The 15,365-nt window shown below is 53.5% G+C and carries 17 protein-coding genes; 13 read left to right on the forward strand and 4 right to left on the reverse strand.

Annotated elements, in window-relative coordinates:
* Position 1 precedes the first annotated feature (1 nt).
* From BLP79_RS15305 to BLP79_RS15365, 13 genes are all read left to right on the forward strand, one after another.
* Complete coding sequence (locus BLP79_RS15305; RefSeq protein ID WP_157844004.1) at positions 2-919, forward strand: lysylphosphatidylglycerol synthase transmembrane domain-containing protein; 918 nt, start codon at positions 2-4, stop codon at positions 917-919.
* Positions 916-1,995, forward strand: coding sequence for a glycosyltransferase family 4 protein (locus BLP79_RS15310; protein ID WP_090220434.1), 1,080 nt, complete (start codon positions 916-918; stop codon positions 1,993-1,995). The genes BLP79_RS15305 and BLP79_RS15310 overlap by 4 nt, the downstream gene beginning before the upstream one ends.
* A complete protein-coding gene (locus BLP79_RS15315) occupies positions 1,992-2,756 on the forward strand; it encodes an FkbM family methyltransferase (protein WP_090220435.1) in 765 nt (254 codons plus the stop codon). Before BLP79_RS15310 ends, BLP79_RS15315 begins: the two co-directional genes overlap by 4 nt.
* A 58-nt stretch (positions 2,757-2,814) precedes the next feature.
* Positions 2,815-3,360: a cytochrome b gene (locus BLP79_RS15320; protein ID WP_090220436.1), complete on the forward strand. Its 546-nt coding sequence runs from the start codon at positions 2,815-2,817 to the stop codon at positions 3,358-3,360.
* A 52-nt stretch (positions 3,361-3,412) separates the two neighbouring features.
* Complete coding sequence (locus BLP79_RS15325) at positions 3,413-3,808, forward strand: 6-pyruvoyl trahydropterin synthase family protein (RefSeq protein ID WP_090220437.1); 396 nt, start codon at positions 3,413-3,415, stop codon at positions 3,806-3,808.
* Complete coding sequence (locus tag BLP79_RS15330; protein ID WP_090220438.1) at positions 3,808-4,584, forward strand: class I SAM-dependent methyltransferase; 777 nt, start codon at positions 3,808-3,810, stop codon at positions 4,582-4,584. Before BLP79_RS15325 ends, BLP79_RS15330 begins: the two co-directional genes overlap by 1 nt.
* 51 nt (positions 4,585-4,635) lie before the next feature.
* Positions 4,636-5,436, forward strand: coding sequence for a RibD family protein (locus tag BLP79_RS15335; protein ID WP_090220439.1), 801 nt, complete (start codon positions 4,636-4,638; stop codon positions 5,434-5,436).
* A complete protein-coding gene (gene ribA / locus BLP79_RS15340) occupies positions 5,429-6,550 on the forward strand; it encodes a GTP cyclohydrolase II (RefSeq protein WP_090220440.1) in 1,122 nt (373 codons plus the stop codon). The genes BLP79_RS15335 and ribA overlap by 8 nt, the downstream gene beginning before the upstream one ends.
* Positions 6,547-7,515 (forward strand): zinc-dependent alcohol dehydrogenase, encoded by a 969-nt coding sequence (locus BLP79_RS15345; RefSeq protein ID WP_090220441.1) that lies wholly within the window; start codon positions 6,547-6,549, stop codon positions 7,513-7,515. The genes ribA and BLP79_RS15345 overlap by 4 nt, the downstream gene beginning before the upstream one ends.
* The gene (locus BLP79_RS15350) at positions 7,508-8,341 is read left to right on the forward strand and encodes an inositol monophosphatase family protein (protein WP_090220442.1); all 834 of its coding nucleotides are present in this window, start codon (positions 7,508-7,510) and stop codon (positions 8,339-8,341) included. Before BLP79_RS15345 ends, BLP79_RS15350 begins: the two co-directional genes overlap by 8 nt.
* A 64-nt stretch (positions 8,342-8,405) precedes the next feature.
* Positions 8,406-8,975, forward strand: coding sequence for an RNA polymerase sigma factor (locus BLP79_RS15355; RefSeq protein ID WP_232716594.1), 570 nt, complete (start codon positions 8,406-8,408; stop codon positions 8,973-8,975).
* Positions 8,972-9,760 (forward strand): anti-sigma factor family protein, encoded by a 789-nt coding sequence (locus BLP79_RS15360; RefSeq protein WP_090220443.1) that lies wholly within the window; start codon positions 8,972-8,974, stop codon positions 9,758-9,760. The genes BLP79_RS15355 and BLP79_RS15360 overlap by 4 nt, the downstream gene beginning before the upstream one ends.
* A gap of 155 nt (positions 9,761-9,915) precedes the next feature.
* Complete coding sequence (locus BLP79_RS15365) at positions 9,916-10,632, forward strand: hypothetical protein (RefSeq protein ID WP_090220444.1); 717 nt, start codon at positions 9,916-9,918, stop codon at positions 10,630-10,632.
* A gap of 225 nt (positions 10,633-10,857) precedes the next feature.
* Here the strand turns inward: BLP79_RS15365 and hisD are convergent, their stop codons facing one another.
* From hisD to BLP79_RS15385, 4 genes are all read right to left on the reverse strand, one after another.
* On the reverse strand, positions 10,858-12,165 hold the full coding sequence (gene hisD, locus BLP79_RS15370; protein ID WP_090220445.1) for a histidinol dehydrogenase: 1,308 nt from the start codon (positions 12,163-12,165) through the stop codon (positions 10,858-10,860).
* Between the two features lie 113 nt (positions 12,166-12,278).
* The gene (locus tag BLP79_RS15375) at positions 12,279-13,106 is read right to left on the reverse strand and encodes an ABC transporter permease (protein ID WP_211477631.1); all 828 of its coding nucleotides are present in this window, start codon (positions 13,104-13,106) and stop codon (positions 12,279-12,281) included.
* Positions 13,106-13,984, reverse strand: coding sequence for an ABC transporter permease (locus BLP79_RS15380; protein WP_090220446.1), 879 nt, complete (start codon positions 13,982-13,984; stop codon positions 13,106-13,108). Before BLP79_RS15380 ends, BLP79_RS15375 begins: the two co-directional genes overlap by 1 nt.
* An 11-nt stretch (positions 13,985-13,995) precedes the next feature.
* On the reverse strand, positions 13,996-15,339 hold the full coding sequence (locus BLP79_RS15385) for an ABC transporter substrate-binding protein (protein WP_090220448.1): 1,344 nt from the start codon (positions 15,337-15,339) through the stop codon (positions 13,996-13,998).
* Positions 15,340-15,365 lie beyond the last annotated feature (26 nt).

Below are 15,365 nucleotides of genomic sequence, written 5' to 3' on the forward strand. Positions count from 1 at the left end.
GATGGCTTCTGTCAAAGGGGTCTTTGCAGCGCCCTGGATGAAAATTGCTGTTGCTGTCGCGATCTTGGCGCTGTTGTGGCGCAATACAGATGGGGTGGCCATCAGCCGGGCTGTGGCGCAGGCGGATCTGGGTTGGCTCACCTTTGCGGTGGTTTTATTGATTGCACAAACGCTGCTTTCTGCGGTGCGTTGGCAGGTCACTGCGGCAGCTTTGGGGCAAGTGTTTCCTTATCCTTACGCCGTGCGAGAATATTTTCTGTCGCAGGTTATCAATCAGGCTGTACCCGGAGCTGTTGTCGGCGATGCCACTCGTGCGGTGCGTGCTGGACATCAGACAGGTTTAGGTTTGTCTGGCGTGGCTGTGGCGCTTGAACGTTTGGCTGGGCAGATCGCAATGTTTTTCACGTTGGCGATTGGGTTTGGACTGTCTTTACTGATCGACACGCCGTTGATCTGGCCGAGCGGAACACGCGCTCTTGTGGGGTTGATTATTTGCGCCATTTTTGCGGGGCTGATGGTCTGGGTTGCGTTGACCTATAGGTATGGTGCAGGGCAGGGACGTTTTGCAAGCGTTGTGCAAAGCGTCAGACAGGCCTTTGGGACACAACAGGTGATCCGGGCGCAGGTTGCCTTGGGGGGGATGATCACCTTGTGTAACATTGGTGCGTTTGCTGCCTGCGTTGCTGCTGTTGGTGGTGTTTTGCCGATGTTGGCCGTGCTTATTTTGGTGCCTTTGGTTCTATTTGCCATGCTTGTGCCGCTGACCATCAGCGGATGGGGTCTGCGTGAAGGTGCCGCAGCCGCGGTGTTGCCGATCGCAGGGATCAGCGTGATTGAGGCAATCGCCGCAAGCATCCTGTTTGGGGTGGCGATCCTTATCGCTGCAATCCCAGGTTTATTCACAATAGGAAAATCATGAAATTTCAGCGTGTTGCCTTTGCCGTTCCCGGTGATCTGACCACAAAAACCGGGGGATACATCTATGACCGTCGCCTGATTGATGAATTGCGCGTATTGGGTTGGGAGGTTGATCATATTGCATTGCCTGATGGGTTTCCCAATCCGACGTCTGAGCAGATGGCAGAGGCGTTTTCGCAGCTTTGCGCTATTGCTCCAGATTGCCCGGTCATCATCGACGGGCTTGCCTTTGGCGCATTGGATCCAGAGCGTGTTGCGCAGATCAAAGCGCCAATCGTAGCACTGGTTCATCATCCGCTTGCAAAGGAAAGCGGCCTTGCTTCTGATCTGGCGCGCGCATTTCATGACACGGAGCGCCGCAATTTGGGGCAGGTGCAGCATGTTCTTGTGCCAAGCCGACATACGGCAGAGATCCTGATGAACGAATATGCGATTGCGTCAGATAAGATCGCAATCGCAGCACCCGGATTGGATCACCCATGTGATCCCCCGCAATCGCAAGACCCGCCTTTGATCCTGTCTGTTGGCATTCAATTGCCACGAAAAGGGCATGATACGTTGCTGCGGGCCCTTGCGCAGATCACGGATCTGAATTGGCAGGCCGTTATTGTGGGCGCGCCCCTTGATACGGCTTATGCCCAAGATCTGCAGGCGCTGCGGGGCGCGCTGGGGCTTGAAGAGCGTGTTAATTTTGCAGGGCTGATCGAACGTTCGGATCTGGAACGGTATTATCGACAGGCCAGCCTTTTTGCGCTTGCGACGCGTTACGAAGGCTATGGGATGGTCTTTGACGAAGCCCTGATCAATGGTTTGCCAATTGTGAGCTGCGATACCGGGGCCGTTCCTGATACCGTGCCACAAGATGCAGGATTTCTGGTCCCGCCGGATCGGCCAGAGGCCTTTGCAGAGGCCTTGCGCCGTCTTCTGACCAAGCCCGAATTGCGGGAAGAACTGCATAAGGCGGCCCAAGATCACGGTCTGCGGCGTCAACTTTGGGCCGAGACAGCGCAAAGTGTAGAAGCAGCGTTGCAGCCCGTTTTTGCGGTGGCCCAATCCCAAAAGAGGGCTGTGATATGACGCGGGCGACATTGTTAAAGCGCTCCTTTGATGTTTATTACCGTGATCCTGTGCGCCGTGCGCGGATGGATCAGCTGAACGCGTTATGTGTGCCTAAAGGTGGTCTTGCCTTTGATATTGGTGCGCATGTCGGGGATCGAACTGGCAGTTTCTTGCGGCTTGGAGCGCGGGTGGTCGCGCTTGAGCCGCAACCGCGGGTCTTTCGTGCGTTGCGTCTGATTTATGGCCGCCAGCCAAAGATCACGCTTGAGCGCAAAGCTGTTGGTGCAAGCGTCGGCACGGTGCCTTTTTTTGTGAATTCAGCCAATCCGACCATTAGTACGGCTTCAACTGAATTAATCGATGCAGCCCAGGCTGCACGGGGCTGGCAGGGGCAAGACTGGGATCACCAGATTGATGTGTCTGTGATTCGGCTGGATGATTTGATCGCCAAATATGGCATCCCAGATTTTATTAAGATTGATGTAGAAGGATATGAAGCCGATGTGCTGCGCGGGTTGAGCCATCCTGTGCCGCTGTTGTCCTTTGAGTTCACTACAATTCAGCCAAAGATTACAATCCAGTGCCTTCAAATTCTGTCCGCGCTGGGGGCGTATGAATTCAACTACAGTCTGGGCGAAGAGCACCGGTTAGAGCACGCGTGCTGGCAGGATCTGGAGAGCCTGCAGAGCGAATTGCTGGCTTTGCCTGAGGTGGCAAATTCGGGTGATGTTTTTGCCCGCCTGCGCCCGGGTGAAAAAAATGCAGAACCGCGGGAATAATCTGCGCGCCTGAAACGTTTCCTATCTGAACGCCTTTGTTGATTGGGGGAGCCACGCGATGCCAGAGAGTAAGAAACACCGTCCGTTTGCACGGTTTATGCATTGGGGCATGGCGATTTTGGTTGTTGGAATGATCGCGATTGGTTTTGTGATGATCCAAAAGGGCTTGCCACGTCCAGTGCAGAATTTCCTGTTTATCACCCATAAAAATCTGGGCGTGTTGATGCTGGTTTTGATTGTGGTGCGAATGGCCTATCGCTGGCTGCGCCCACCTGAGCTGGCACCAGTTGCGCTGCCACCTGTGCAACGCATGGCGGCGCATCTCAGCCATCTGGGGCTTTATCTGCTGCTGCTTATCATGCCGCTGGCGGGGTATATTCGTGTGCGCGCAGGAGGGTTCCCGATCGAGTTTCTGGATCAATTGGACCTACCGACGCTGGTGCCACGTTCCAAAGAGTTAGCGGCTGCGGCAAAAGCAGTTCACTATTACGGATCTTATGCGCTGGCGGGGCTTGTCCTGTTGCATATTGCGGCGGCTGCCTATCATGGGCTGATCAAACGCGACGGTGTGATGTCACGCATGTGGCCCCCGATCGGCAAGTAACCCTCATAAAATAAACGATAGGCCATGTGCCTCACTTCATCTGGAGAAGAATATGTTTGCTGTAGAAGTTCGGGATCACATTATGATTGCTCACTCTCTGCCCTCCCCCGTTTTTGGCCCGGCTCAGGGCATGCATGGTGCGACCTTTGTGGTCGATGCGGCCTTTTTCACTGACAGTCTGGATGACAACGGGCTGGTGGTTGATATGGGGCTTGCGCTTGATGCTTTGGCTGAGGCTCTGGCCCCGTTGAAATATGCCAATCTGGATGAGGTACCTGAATTCAAAGGGAAAATAACCACAACAGAATTTTTGTGTCACCACATCTGGCAACAACTGCGTGACGCGGTAAAGACCACGGGCCTTGGGGCAGGGGACCGGGTGCGCCGGATCAAGGTTTCATTACATGAAAGCCACACAGCCCGTGGTTGGTATGAGGCAGATATCTGATGGGGTTTTCCTCTGAATGGCTCGCTTTGCGGGAACCTGCAGATCATGCTGCGCGGGATGCATCCTTGTTGCAGCGGGTTGCAGATTTTGTGGGGCCGCAAGCAACGGTTTTGGATCTGGGCAGCGGGACCGGGTCCACGGTGCGGGCGTTTCAGGGGGTTGATATTGGCCAGTGGCGCTGGCGGTTTGTGGACAGTGATCCTGTGCTTCTTGCAGAGGCAACATCCCGTCATACAAGGGCTGAAGCCCATATGATGAATTTGCAGGATCTTGAGGATCTTCCGCTGAATGGGGTCTCTTTGGTGACTGCTTCGGCGCTGCTGGACCTGATGCCGGACCGTTGGATTGCGGCATTGGCCCAGCGATTGGCCGCGGCGCAGATCCCCTTTTATGCGGCGCTGAATTATAACGGTGACATGCGCTGGTCGCCGGGTCTGACACAAGACAAGGCGATCCGGGATGCCTTTAACAGGCACCAAAACACGGACAAAGGCATCGGTGCCGCGACCGGTGCCGCGTCAGCGCAGGTGACACAATCACGTTTTGAGGAACATGGATTTCAGGTGCATCTCGCAGAGAGCCCCTGGGTGCTTGACCCTAAGGAACAAGCGTTGCAGCGCGACTTATTGGGCGGAATTGCGCAAGCGGCGGATGAGATGGGTGCCGCGGCTGCGTCACACTGGTTTGAAGAGCGTCAGGCGAGCCTTGCAACCGGTCAAACAGTGATCGGCCATACGGATGTCTTGGCGCTTCCCTGCGTTCAGAGTTTGAACTGAATGCCAAGATCACGACCCGAACTTTGCCCGAGATCCTGAAGGAGCAACAGAATGCAAAATGTCGATGTCAGCGCGCGGGTCTGGTCGCATCTTCTTGCGCTCAAAGAGGGTGCGAATGGCACGCCAGATGTGACGTGGACCGAAGGTGAAGCGCAGGCCTTGGCGCTGTATGGCCCGCTGGCGGCCCCGGTTGATGATGTGATGATTGTTGCGCAGATTGGACAGTCTTTGGATGGGCGGATCGCCACCGAAAGCGGAGATGCGCAGGATATTTCAGGGCCAGAAGGTCTGGCGCATTTACATCGTTTGCGGGCGCTGGCGGATGCGGTGGTGGTGGGGGTGAAAACCGCGCTGCATGATGATCCGCAGCTGACAGTGCGTTTGGCTTATGGGGAGAGCCCGGCGCGTGTTGTGATCGATCCCAAAGGGCGGTTGTGTAATTCCGCGCGATTGCTGCAGGATACTTCGACACGCCGTATCGTGGTGCAAAGTTGCGAAACTGATCGCCCGGCTGGTGTTGAAACCCTGATATTGCCGCGCACGGACTGGATCTGCGCGCATGAGATGATCATGGCGCTGCGGGAACTTGGCTTTCGCAGGATCCTGATCGAAGGCGGTGGGGTCACGATTGCCCAATTCCTAGAGGCGGGTCTGTTGCATCGTTTGCATGTAGCTGTTGCGCCCTTGTTGATCGGGTCCGGTCCACAATCCCTGACAACCAACCCTGTGCCCACATTGGCCGAGGCGTTACGACCTGAAACGCGATTCTACAATCTTGGCAGTGATGTGCTGTTTGATTGTGCCTTAAATCCACATATCGCTGGTGAGAAAGAGAGAGTTTTCAATGTTTGACCCTTTTGCCTCTCTTGGGCTTTCCGTTACCGAACAATTGGAACGCGCACGGACCGATTTACGTATGGGGTTGCCCTGCCTGCTGTTAGATCGGGCGCAATCTGGTGTAATGGTCGCGCTTGAGACGGTTTCGCCCCAACGTTTCAATGCTTTGCGTGATATGTTGGGAGAACCAGAGCTGGTTCTGACAGCGCATCGGGTGCGTGCGATCTCTACCGACGCGGTTGCGGCGGGTGTGCAGGGGCAGATTCTGCGGGTTCGTCCACCAGAACAGGCTGATCTGGACTGGTTCAGATCTCTTTCGGATCCTGATTTGGATGATCTCAATACGCCAATTGGCCCTTTGCATATTCTTCGGGATGCGGTGCCATCGTTACATTCGGTTGCAATTGATTTGGTGAAATCAGCAGAGCTGTTGCCTGCTGCTGCGGTTTTTCCGGTGCTTCAAGAGGGTGATTTGCAGCGTGTAAAAGCGGTGTTGTCGGCGCTGGATGTAGACGAAATGGCGGCGACGCTTGCTGCAGGGGCTGCCATGATGCCTGTGTCTGCTGCATTCTTACCATTGGAAAGCCACGAAAACAGCAAGCTGCATGTTTTTCGCGACCCTGAAGGCGGGCAAGAGCACTATGCGATTGAAATTGGCGCGCCGGATCGGAACAAGCCCGTTTTATCCCGGTTGCATTCTGCCTGTTTTACCGGGGATGTTCTTGGATCACTGAAATGCGATTGCGGACCTCAATTGCGCGCGGCGCTGGAACAGATGGGTGCCGAAGGGGCTGGGGTTCTTTTGTATCTAAACCAAGAAGGGCGCGGCATTGGGCTGGCCAATAAAATGCGGGTATATGCGCTGCAATCCAAAGGGTTGGATACTGTAGAGGCCAATCATCGGCTTGGATATGAAGATGATGAACGTGATTTTCGCACAGCAGCCTGGATGCTGCGAGAACTTGGTTTTGATGCGGTGCGCCTGTTGACCAACAATCCTGCCAAAGTTGAAAGCTTTCAGAATTCTGGCATCAACATTGTTGAGCGCCTGCCGCTGCGCGTTGGAAAAAGTTTACATAATCAACATTATCTATCGGTGAAAGCATTGAAATCGGGGCACCAGCTATGACGGCTTTAAACACGTCAGAGGCGCTTTGGATCACGGCGCCAGAGATGGCCGATTTTGCACCGGGTGCCGTGATGACTGGCCCCAATACCCTAAGCGTTCAAACGCTTTATTCTGGCATCAGTCGTGGGACTGAGCAGCTGGTGTTCAAAGGAAACGTGCCACAGGGTGAACACGACACTATGCGGGCCCCCTTTCAGGAAGGCGTTTTTTCTTTTCCTGTCAAATATGGCTATAGCGCAGTTGGACGCATCGAAACTGGAGCGCGCCAAGGTGAAACAGTATTTGCCCTGTTCCCCCATCAACGCCGCTTTGCGCTAGAGAGCACGGCACTTATTCCGGTGCCCGCTGATGTCACCGCCGCGCGGGCGGTTTTGGCGGCGAATATGGAAACCGCGCTGAATATCACCTGGGATGCTGCAATTGGCATTGGCGATCGTGTGGTTGTTGTTGGTGGCGGTGTGGTTGGCGCGCTGGTGGCTTATCTGGCGACACGGGTCGCGGGCACATCGGTCACTTTGGTTGATATTAATCCAGCGCGACAGAAGCTTGCCACGGCATTTGGGTGTGCCTTTTCCCTGCCACAGGATGCGCCAAATGATGCTGATGTTGTTATACATACATCCGCAACTGCGGCTGGTCTTGCGACCGCCATTCAGGCGGCTGGGGTCGAAGCGGTTGTGATCGAAGCCAGCTGGTATGGCAATCAATCTGTGCCTGCGCCACTGGGAGGGCGGTTTCATCAACGTCGCCTAAAACTGGTGAGTTCGCAGGTTGGCCGTATCCCGGCAGTCCGGGCTGCGCGGTGGACGTATCAGCGGCGGCTTTCGCAGGCGCTCTCGCTTCTTGCAGATCCTGTATTGGATGATCTTATTTCGGGTGAGACATCTTTTGATAACCTTGCAACGGAATATGCAGGAATTCTGAGCAATCCACACACATTATGCCATCGGGTGCGGTATGACTGATGCTTTCGCTTCTTCTAACGCCTCTCTACCGGCTTCAGCCTCGCCTTTGTTGCGGGATATGGCGCATGTGGCCTATCTGGCGGGTGAAGCACTTGTTGGCTTTGCGAAAGATCGCAGTGCTTTGACGTTGCAAGAAAAAACAGCGGGTGATTTCGTCAGCTCTGCGGATCTGAAATCAGAAGCAATCATCGCCGATTGGCTGAAAACACGCTATCCAGATTTTGGCTGGGTGGGCGAAGAGACAGGCGCGCAGATTACCGGTTTCGATGAACCCTATTGGGTTGTTGACCCTTTGGATGGTACCAGTAATTTTCTGAAAGGATTACCGCATTGGGCTGTGTCCATCGCCTTGTGCAAAGGGGACGCCCCCATAGCGGCGATCGTTTATGATCCTGTAAAGGAAGAACTTTTCTCGGCAGAACGCGGATGTGGTGCGTTTTTGAATGGCGCCCGGATATGGGTCAATTCAGATATCAGCCTCAGCACGGCCATATTGGCGACGGGGGTGCCTGCGGGGGGACGTGTGACCTACCTGTCTGATTGTCTTATGGATTTGGAACAGCTCATGCCCAAAAGCGCGGGTATACGGCGCTGGGGCGCAGCTGCGCTGGATCTTGCATATGTTGCCGCGGGGCGTCTGGATGCCTATTGGGAACGCAATCTCGGGCCGTGGGATATCGCGGCTGGGTGGTTGCTGGTTCAGGAAGCAGGCGGCTGCGTCGAGCCGCTTTGGAGCGGGGAGCCAATATTGAAATCGGGGTCGTTTTTGGCGGGCGACGCTGCCTTGTTGCGACAAGTCCACCCCTATCTAACGCCGAAACATTAGCGACATGAGGTGAAATGCTCCTTGTGATGTGAGAGAGCGTTGCCGATCAAGAGGTTGAAGGTTGATGACTTTTGCGTCAAACATGATCATCTATTTGCGCCCTACGCTCTGGAAACGGCTGGAAACACTTGTGTCTGCATTGATGAAAAAGGACTTGATAGCGCTTCTTCCGCGCTTGCGTCGTTTCGCCTGTTCTTTGACCCTGTCCGTATCTGATGCTGATGATCTTGTGCAAGAAGCCTGTCTGCGCGCGCTGAGCCGATCTGATCAGTGGAAGCCTGACCAACCCTTTGATTTCTGGATGTTTCGCCTGACACGGAACCTATGGATTTCAGAAATTCGCAAGCAGAAGGTTCGTTTTGGAAAAGGGCAGATCCCCGCAGAAGAAAGTGCAGAACTTGTTCAACATGACACTGGTGAAGATCGGTTGGCTGCTGTTCAACTGTTAGGCCGGGTTGGTGCGTTGCCGTCAGAGCTTGCAGTGGTGTTGGTTGCGGTTTCAGTCGAGGGCTACAGCTATAGTGAAACCGCGGAGTTGCTTGATATTCCGATTGGAACGGTCATGAGCAGAGTCCATCGTGCGCGCAAGATGCTGGCGCATCAGATTGCGGCTCAGGCGGAGGGTGTCGAATGAGTTTTGATCCCGTAAAGCTGAGTGCTTATCTTGATGGTGAGCTGAGTGCAGTTGAAACCGCTGAAATTGAAACCGCATTGCAACAGGATCAGGCGCTCCAGGGCGAACTGGAGATGTTGATACAAGGGCAAGAGATTGGATTGGCAGATCTTAATGCGGCGTTGGAAGCTCCGGTTCCCGAAGGTCTGATCGCCGCGATTGAGACCGCGCCTGTTCCAGAGGTTGCAAATTCGCCTTTGCCGCCTCAGCGTTTCGCATTGGTTGCGGCGACAGTTCTTGCGGCGTTTGTGGGAGTTTCTAGCGGTTATTTTCTTGGCGCGTCACAACCAAACACGCAGGTCGCAAACGTGGCAGGTGGTGAACTACTCCCGGAATGGGTGTCAGACGTGGCGGATTATCATCGTGTTTATGCCAAAGAAGGTCGGCACTTGGTTGAAGTGGGTGCGGATGAGCAGGAGCATCTGGAAACCTGGCTGACCAAAGTTGTTGGAGCGGAAGTGATTGCACCAGATCTTAGCCATCATGGGCTCACGTTTGAAGGTGGTCGGCTTTTGGTTGCAGCTGGAAAACCTGTGGCTCAGCTGATGTATACAGATGCCACGCAAAGAGTGGTGGCGCTGTGTCTGTTGCAAACCGACACCCCTGCTGCCCAAGTGGAAACCCGGTCATTACATGAGTTTGAGATGGTGACCTGGGGTGATACAAATAGGAATTTTATCGTGATCGGGGATGAAGACCGTCAGGATCTTGGCGCGATTGCAGAAACTGTTGCGCAAGAGGTTTGATCTCGCAGAGTTGACGCGTCATGGCCAATGTTGCGAAGGTTCAAAGAGCTTGAATCCACAACGAATAAAATATCGGCGTCTTTATCGGCGAAAGTATTGATAAAAATTTGGATCTTCTCTCTGCGAACGCAATTTTCGACAAAAGGGTTCATTTGATGCCACTTTCGAGACTGCGTCTTACTTCAATAGCCATACTCATTGTGCTTGGGTTTTTTCAAATACCAGTCGCGCCTGATACGTTGGAGTTTGATCCGGCTTTGAATAGGATCCTGAAGTGGTTGTTTATGTTTGCACCACTTATTCCACTTGCGGTCGTTTTGATCAAATCACTGACCGCGAGGCCGTGGCCACCGCTGTTTGTCTTTGGCATGGCCAGTCTCACCGCTATTTTTGGACTACTTATGAGTGTGTTGCACATCATTTTTGGTTCGTCTCTTGCTTTTATGCACACACTTTCACTGACTATCGCCATTGTTGCTTTTCTTTCGGTACTGAACACTGGCTCGATCAGTGGGCTGTGGTCCAAACTCATTATCATTCCTGTAGTTGTGGCGGTTTGGTCGATAAGCACTATTGCTGTCATAGCTTTTCAAGCGAACAAGATTTCAGGCGGCGATCCATTTTGTCTTGCTGCTCACAAAACCAACGGAGAGATCACAAACTTTGCACAACTGCGCGGCTTGTCTTTTTATGCGCCTTTACGGGGAAAAAATGCACTGCAATGGGATTTTCACGGTCTGTTGATCGTTGAGACAGATGAGGGGCCAGTGGTTTATAACTGGTCACCACGCTGGGCGCGCTTTGACGTTATTGCGCAGCCAGCGCTATATTTAGTCGACCCTTTGGCTGCCTGTGTCCCAAAAGCGGACTAGTAATCTCAGCTATTGCACGAGAATTCAAAACTTTCCGTCGTCCGGTTCTGTCGGGCTAGATTTTACCCATGTCAGTTATGATGTTGCAACGTTGATTGCTGAAGATTTAGGAGTGGCGCTGAAATTGAAACCAATCACTTCAAAACAACGCGCGCCCTTTCTGACTGCGGGGATGGTTGATCTAGTTGTCTCATCAGCTGGTGCGCCACCCTTGAATGCGTTGAATTATCCTTTTGAGGTCAGATCGAAATGTTCGTCCGGGAAATATTTGGCGAGTCTTACATCTGCCGATCGTGCATGACCTTCCATCCCTTCCAGACGCGAAATACGGGCGGTGGCTTCGGCCACAGGTTTTGATCCTTCACGTGTTGCACGCTGCCAAGTGACAATTTTCATGTATTTATGGACGGACAAGCCACCCGTATACCGCGCTGCGCCTGATGTTGGCAGGACGTGGTTGGTTCCTGTCGCCTTATCGCCATAAGAAACTGTCGTCTCTTCGCCCAGAAACAGTGAACCATAACACGTTAAACGGTTCAGCCACCACGACAGGTCTTCAGCTTGAACTGTCAGATGCTCGGGGGCATATTCATCTGACACGCTGGCCATTTCTTCGCGATCCGCACAGAGGATGACTTCTGCATAGTCGCGCCATGCAGCCGCAGCATTGTCACGGTTCAGCTCTGGCAGAGCAGCGATCAGCGCCGGAACCCACTCCATAACATCTTTTGCGAGCCCCTCGTCATCTGTGACCAGCCAGACGGGAGAATTGTAGCCATGTTCAGCCTGACTCACCAAATCGGTGGCAACGATATGAGGATCGGCGCGACCATCGGCAAGGATCAGACTGTCTGTCGGGCCTGCAATCATATCAATGCCAACACGACCAAACAGGATGCGTTTTGCTTCAGCCACAAACTGATTGCCCGGCCCCACCAGAATGTTTGCAGCTGGTAAACCAAACAACCCGTAGGTCATTGCTGCCACCCCTTGCACGCCGCCCATGGCCATGATCCTGTCCGCGCCGCAAATATGCGCAGCGTATATGATCGCCGAGGCGACGCCAGCATCTGCGCGGGGCGGTGAACAGGCCGTAATGTGTTTGCAGCCTGCAACTTTGGCCGTTGTGACCGTCATGATCGCACTGGCGATATGGCTGTAGCGCCCACCCGGCACGTAACAGCCCGCCGCGTCTACGGGAATGGCTTTCTGTCCTGCGATAAAACCCGGAACCACTTCGTATTCGACATCTTGCAAAGTCGCTTTCTGAGCTTGGGCAAAGCGTTTCACATTGTCATGGGCAAATCGAATATCAGCTTTTAACTTTTCAGGAACTTTCGCGCAGGCAGTTTTGATGTCTGCTTCACTCAGCAGAACTGGACCTGTGTATTTATCAAACTTAGCCGCATAGTCCAATGCAGCCTGATCACCACCAGCTTCAATATCTTCTAAGATTTTCACAACAGTGTCATGCACGTCTGACGCGTGCGAAGTCGATGTGAGCGTTGCTTTTTTCAGATACGTTCGCGCCATCAATAATCTCCAGAAAAGGGTGCATCACAGGCCTTGGCCAACTATGTGCGTTCTTGATGCTAGAGGAGGAGATTTGAAAAAATCAAGGATTACTTTGGATCGTCCGCCGCATCCTAGCTGCCAAATCCTTTGCCAAAGGCCTCCTCGCGGATGAACCGTTCGCTTAGAAGTAAGAGTAAAACGCCGGGAATTGTGACCACCAGTGCAATACCCGCTGCGGATGCATCTAGCGTGCCTCCGGAAATTTTGGAAAATAACAAGGTGGGCAAAGTGATGATTTTTCCCTGCCCCATAAAGAACGTCAGCAAAAAGATATTGCTGGACACCAAAAAGGTAAATAAAGCGCCAGCAATCACTCCGGGCATCAGCATCGGCAGCGTCACCAGACGCAACACTTGCCAGCGGGAGGCGCCAAGCACCATGGCCTGTTCTTCAAATTCAGCGCCAAGCCCTTGATAGACGGCGGTTAGCATACGGATCATATAGGGAATGGTGGGGATCAGATGTACAATGATGATCCCCAGATAGCTTCCGGCAAGGCCCAGTTTGATAAAGACCATTAAAAGTGAAATGCCTATTGCGGCTTCGGGTACGATCAAAGGCAGGGCTAGGAAAAATTCAAAGGCGTGTTTACCGGGAAATGTCTCTCGCGCCAGAACACGGGCGGCTGGCAGGCAAATCACTAAGGCCAGTGCCGTGACAACGATTCCGATCAAAATTGTATTTAATGTTGCTTCCAAAATCCGGCTGTAAGGAGAGAGCACATAATCCCAGGCAAGCGGTAACAGCGACTTTTCGCGCTGTTCCAGCCACCATGTGGATGGCAACAAGTCTGGCCAGCCCCAGCGAAACGCAAAGCTTTGGATCATCAGTGGCACGAAAGGGCCCAGCACAAAGACCGCAACCAATATCAATGCACTGCGATGGAGGCGGAGAAACATCAGCTGCGCCCCCGTTTGCGTTCAAATCGGCGATAGGTGCCGAGATAGGCAAAAAGCACAACACCAGAAACGATTGCAAGCGTTACCACCACGGCCATTCCGCGCAATTGCAGGGTATAGTCGGCGTCGTTGAAATAGCGCCATGCCACAACAGGGAGTGTATCCGGAAACCCGCCTCCCAGAATAAATGGTGCTTCAAACGCACCGATATTAAATGCGGTGATGATGAGTGATGAGGACACAATGGCCGGCAGGATCTGTGGTAACGTGACATGCCAAAACACCTGCCAGCGATGTGCGCCCAACACTTTTGCGGCTTCTTCTGTTTCGCGCCCGAGCCCCAACAGCACCGCATAGACGGTAAGCGCAACAAACGGCAGCTGTTTCCAGACATAAACTGCAATGATGCCCCATCCCGCATGCGTTTTCAAAATCTGCGGAAATTGAGACGGGTCATCAATCACGCCGACAAACGCCATCATCCGTGACGCCATTCCCCCATTGCCGAGCAAGAGCACTGCAAGCGCAATGCCGACCGCATAGGGGATCATCAGCGGCAATTTATAGATATATTTGAACAGGGTTTTTCCGGCAAAGCTCTCTCGCAAGGCCAAAGCCAGCAATACGCCAAAGACAACCGCCAGTCCTGTAGCGACGAAGGCATAATACAGGGTGAACCCCAAAGAGCGCCAGAATACAGGATCTGACCAGAGCGCAGCAAAATGGCTGGTGTCTGGAAAGGTGTTCACGCCAAACCACGGCGCGAACCCCAAGGCCTGTGCCACGCCTAAAAGAAGCGCACCGCCAAAGAGCACTGTTAAAACCAGCATCACTGGCAAAAGCTGCATCAACAGCCAGATCTGTCTCTTTGGCGGCATCGGATTGTGCCTTAGTTTGACAGGTTGCTCACGGCGCGGGCGACGATCACATCAAACGGATCTGCGCTGCCGCGTTCAATATAATCAAGCCAGACTGCTTCGATCACATCCACAAGGGTTGCGTTGGTGTCAGGGGCGGTGTTTGCGTCCAGTTCCGCCTGCGTCACCCCAATATACCCCGGTGCCGCCGCTGAAAGCGTTTCGGCTTCATCTGTTGTCAAAGTCCATGGATCAATACCGGCAGGCATGCCCGTGAATTGCAGCTTTGACGCCTGTGCTGCAACCGATGACATATAATCAGCCAAGACAAGAGCCGCCGCTGGATGAGGCGCATTTGACGGGATCGCCAGATAATTCTTGTTTTTGATCATGTTCCCTTCTGGAAAGATGAAAGACTGTGCCCCTTCAGGGAAGGTTCCATTGGCCAGATTGGTTGCCACAGCATAAAGGCCAAACTGGCAGGCAAAATCGATCTCACCGTTTAAAAACAAGCCATTCAAGGCAGCCCCATCTTCGGGATAGCGGATATTTCCAGACTGGGCCCCTAGTAACAGTGGTTCAATTGATTTCAAATATTCAAAGCCGGGTTGGATCAAACGTGCCAGCTCTGCGGCGCCAAGGCTTTCGAGTGTTTCCTGAAAAGGAGTGGCACCGCTGCCATCCGGGTTATGTGCATAAAGCGCGGCCTGAACAAAAGTATTGCCCAGCCAATGGGGGGGCTTCACATAAGAAAACTTGCCCGGATGGGCTTCTAAATATGTGCGCAGCTCGGCGAATGTCGTGGGGGCTGCGGCATGTTCAACACGGCCTGTGTTGACCGCACAAACATATTGCTCACCAGACCATGGCACCTCAGCTGCTTCGGTCGCAAGGCCAAAATCGCGCAAATTCAACAAGGCACGCGGGTCTGTTTCATCCCATTCAAAATGCGCGCTGTTTGGCAATTTATCGGCAAAACTGCCAAATAGCGCATCTTGGCGTTTGAGCGTGGCAAAGTTTTCACCATTGACCCAGATCGCATCCACACTGCCCGCACCCAACGCCTTACCTGCGCCTTTTTCTGCCAGGACAAGATCAATTGCATCTTTGGTGCCCGTAATACGCACCGGGTTCAATGTGACGCCTAGTTTCGCCAGATCGGGGGTCACGACCTGATCCATCCAAATGTTCAACGGATCACTGCCACCCCAGTAGTAGAGGTTGACGGTGCCTTCGTCTGCTGCGCGTTTCGTCACGGTCTCCCATGGTGCCGCTCCGCTTAGAAAATTTTCGCGAAAGCCTGCGGCGTCTTCAGCAAGCGCGGAGGTTGCAAGCAGGCTTGCAGCCAACGTCATGCGCAAGAGGGTTATAGTCATGAAAGGTCTCCCGTGAGTGTGGTGAA

Source organism: Epibacterium ulvae (assembly GCF_900102795.1).
In the GTDB taxonomy this organism is placed as follows: Bacteria; Pseudomonadota; Alphaproteobacteria; order Rhodobacterales; family Rhodobacteraceae; genus Epibacterium; species Epibacterium ulvae.

Bases quoted from the DNA above. Each gene is read 5' to 3' on its own strand.
- BLP79_RS15305 (WP_157844004.1), top strand. From the start codon at position 2: ATGGCTTCTGTCAAAGGGGTCTTTGCAGCGCCCTGGATGAAAATTGCT.
- BLP79_RS15310 (WP_090220434.1), top strand. From the start codon at position 916: ATGAAATTTCAGCGTGTTGCCTTTGCCGTTCCCGGTGATCTGACCACA.
- BLP79_RS15315 (WP_090220435.1), top strand. From the start codon at position 1,992: ATGACGCGGGCGACATTGTTAAAGCGCTCCTTTGATGTTTATTACCGT.
- BLP79_RS15320 (WP_090220436.1), top strand. From the start codon at position 2,815: ATGCCAGAGAGTAAGAAACACCGTCCGTTTGCACGGTTTATGCATTGG.
- BLP79_RS15325 (WP_090220437.1), top strand. From the start codon at position 3,413: ATGTTTGCTGTAGAAGTTCGGGATCACATTATGATTGCTCACTCTCTG.
- BLP79_RS15330 (WP_090220438.1), top strand. From the start codon at position 3,808: ATGGGGTTTTCCTCTGAATGGCTCGCTTTGCGGGAACCTGCAGATCAT.
- BLP79_RS15335 (WP_090220439.1), top strand. From the start codon at position 4,636: ATGCAAAATGTCGATGTCAGCGCGCGGGTCTGGTCGCATCTTCTTGCG.
- ribA (WP_090220440.1), top strand. From the start codon at position 5,429: ATGTTTGACCCTTTTGCCTCTCTTGGGCTTTCCGTTACCGAACAATTG.
- BLP79_RS15345 (WP_090220441.1), top strand. From the start codon at position 6,547: ATGACGGCTTTAAACACGTCAGAGGCGCTTTGGATCACGGCGCCAGAG.
- BLP79_RS15350 (WP_090220442.1), top strand. From the start codon at position 7,508: ATGACTGATGCTTTCGCTTCTTCTAACGCCTCTCTACCGGCTTCAGCC.
- BLP79_RS15355 (WP_232716594.1), top strand. From the start codon at position 8,406: ATGACTTTTGCGTCAAACATGATCATCTATTTGCGCCCTACGCTCTGG.
- BLP79_RS15360 (WP_090220443.1), top strand. From the start codon at position 8,972: ATGAGTTTTGATCCCGTAAAGCTGAGTGCTTATCTTGATGGTGAGCTG.
- BLP79_RS15365 (WP_090220444.1), top strand. From the start codon at position 9,916: ATGCCACTTTCGAGACTGCGTCTTACTTCAATAGCCATACTCATTGTG.
- hisD (WP_090220445.1), bottom strand. From the start codon at position 12,165: ATGGCGCGAACGTATCTGAAAAAAGCAACGCTCACATCGACTTCGCAC.
- BLP79_RS15375 (WP_211477631.1), bottom strand. From the start codon at position 13,106: ATGTTTCTCCGCCTCCATCGCAGTGCATTGATATTGGTTGCGGTCTTT.
- BLP79_RS15380 (WP_090220446.1), bottom strand. From the start codon at position 13,984: ATGCCGCCAAAGAGACAGATCTGGCTGTTGATGCAGCTTTTGCCAGTG.
- BLP79_RS15385 (WP_090220448.1), bottom strand. From the start codon at position 15,339: ATGACTATAACCCTCTTGCGCATGACGTTGGCTGCAAGCCTGCTTGCA.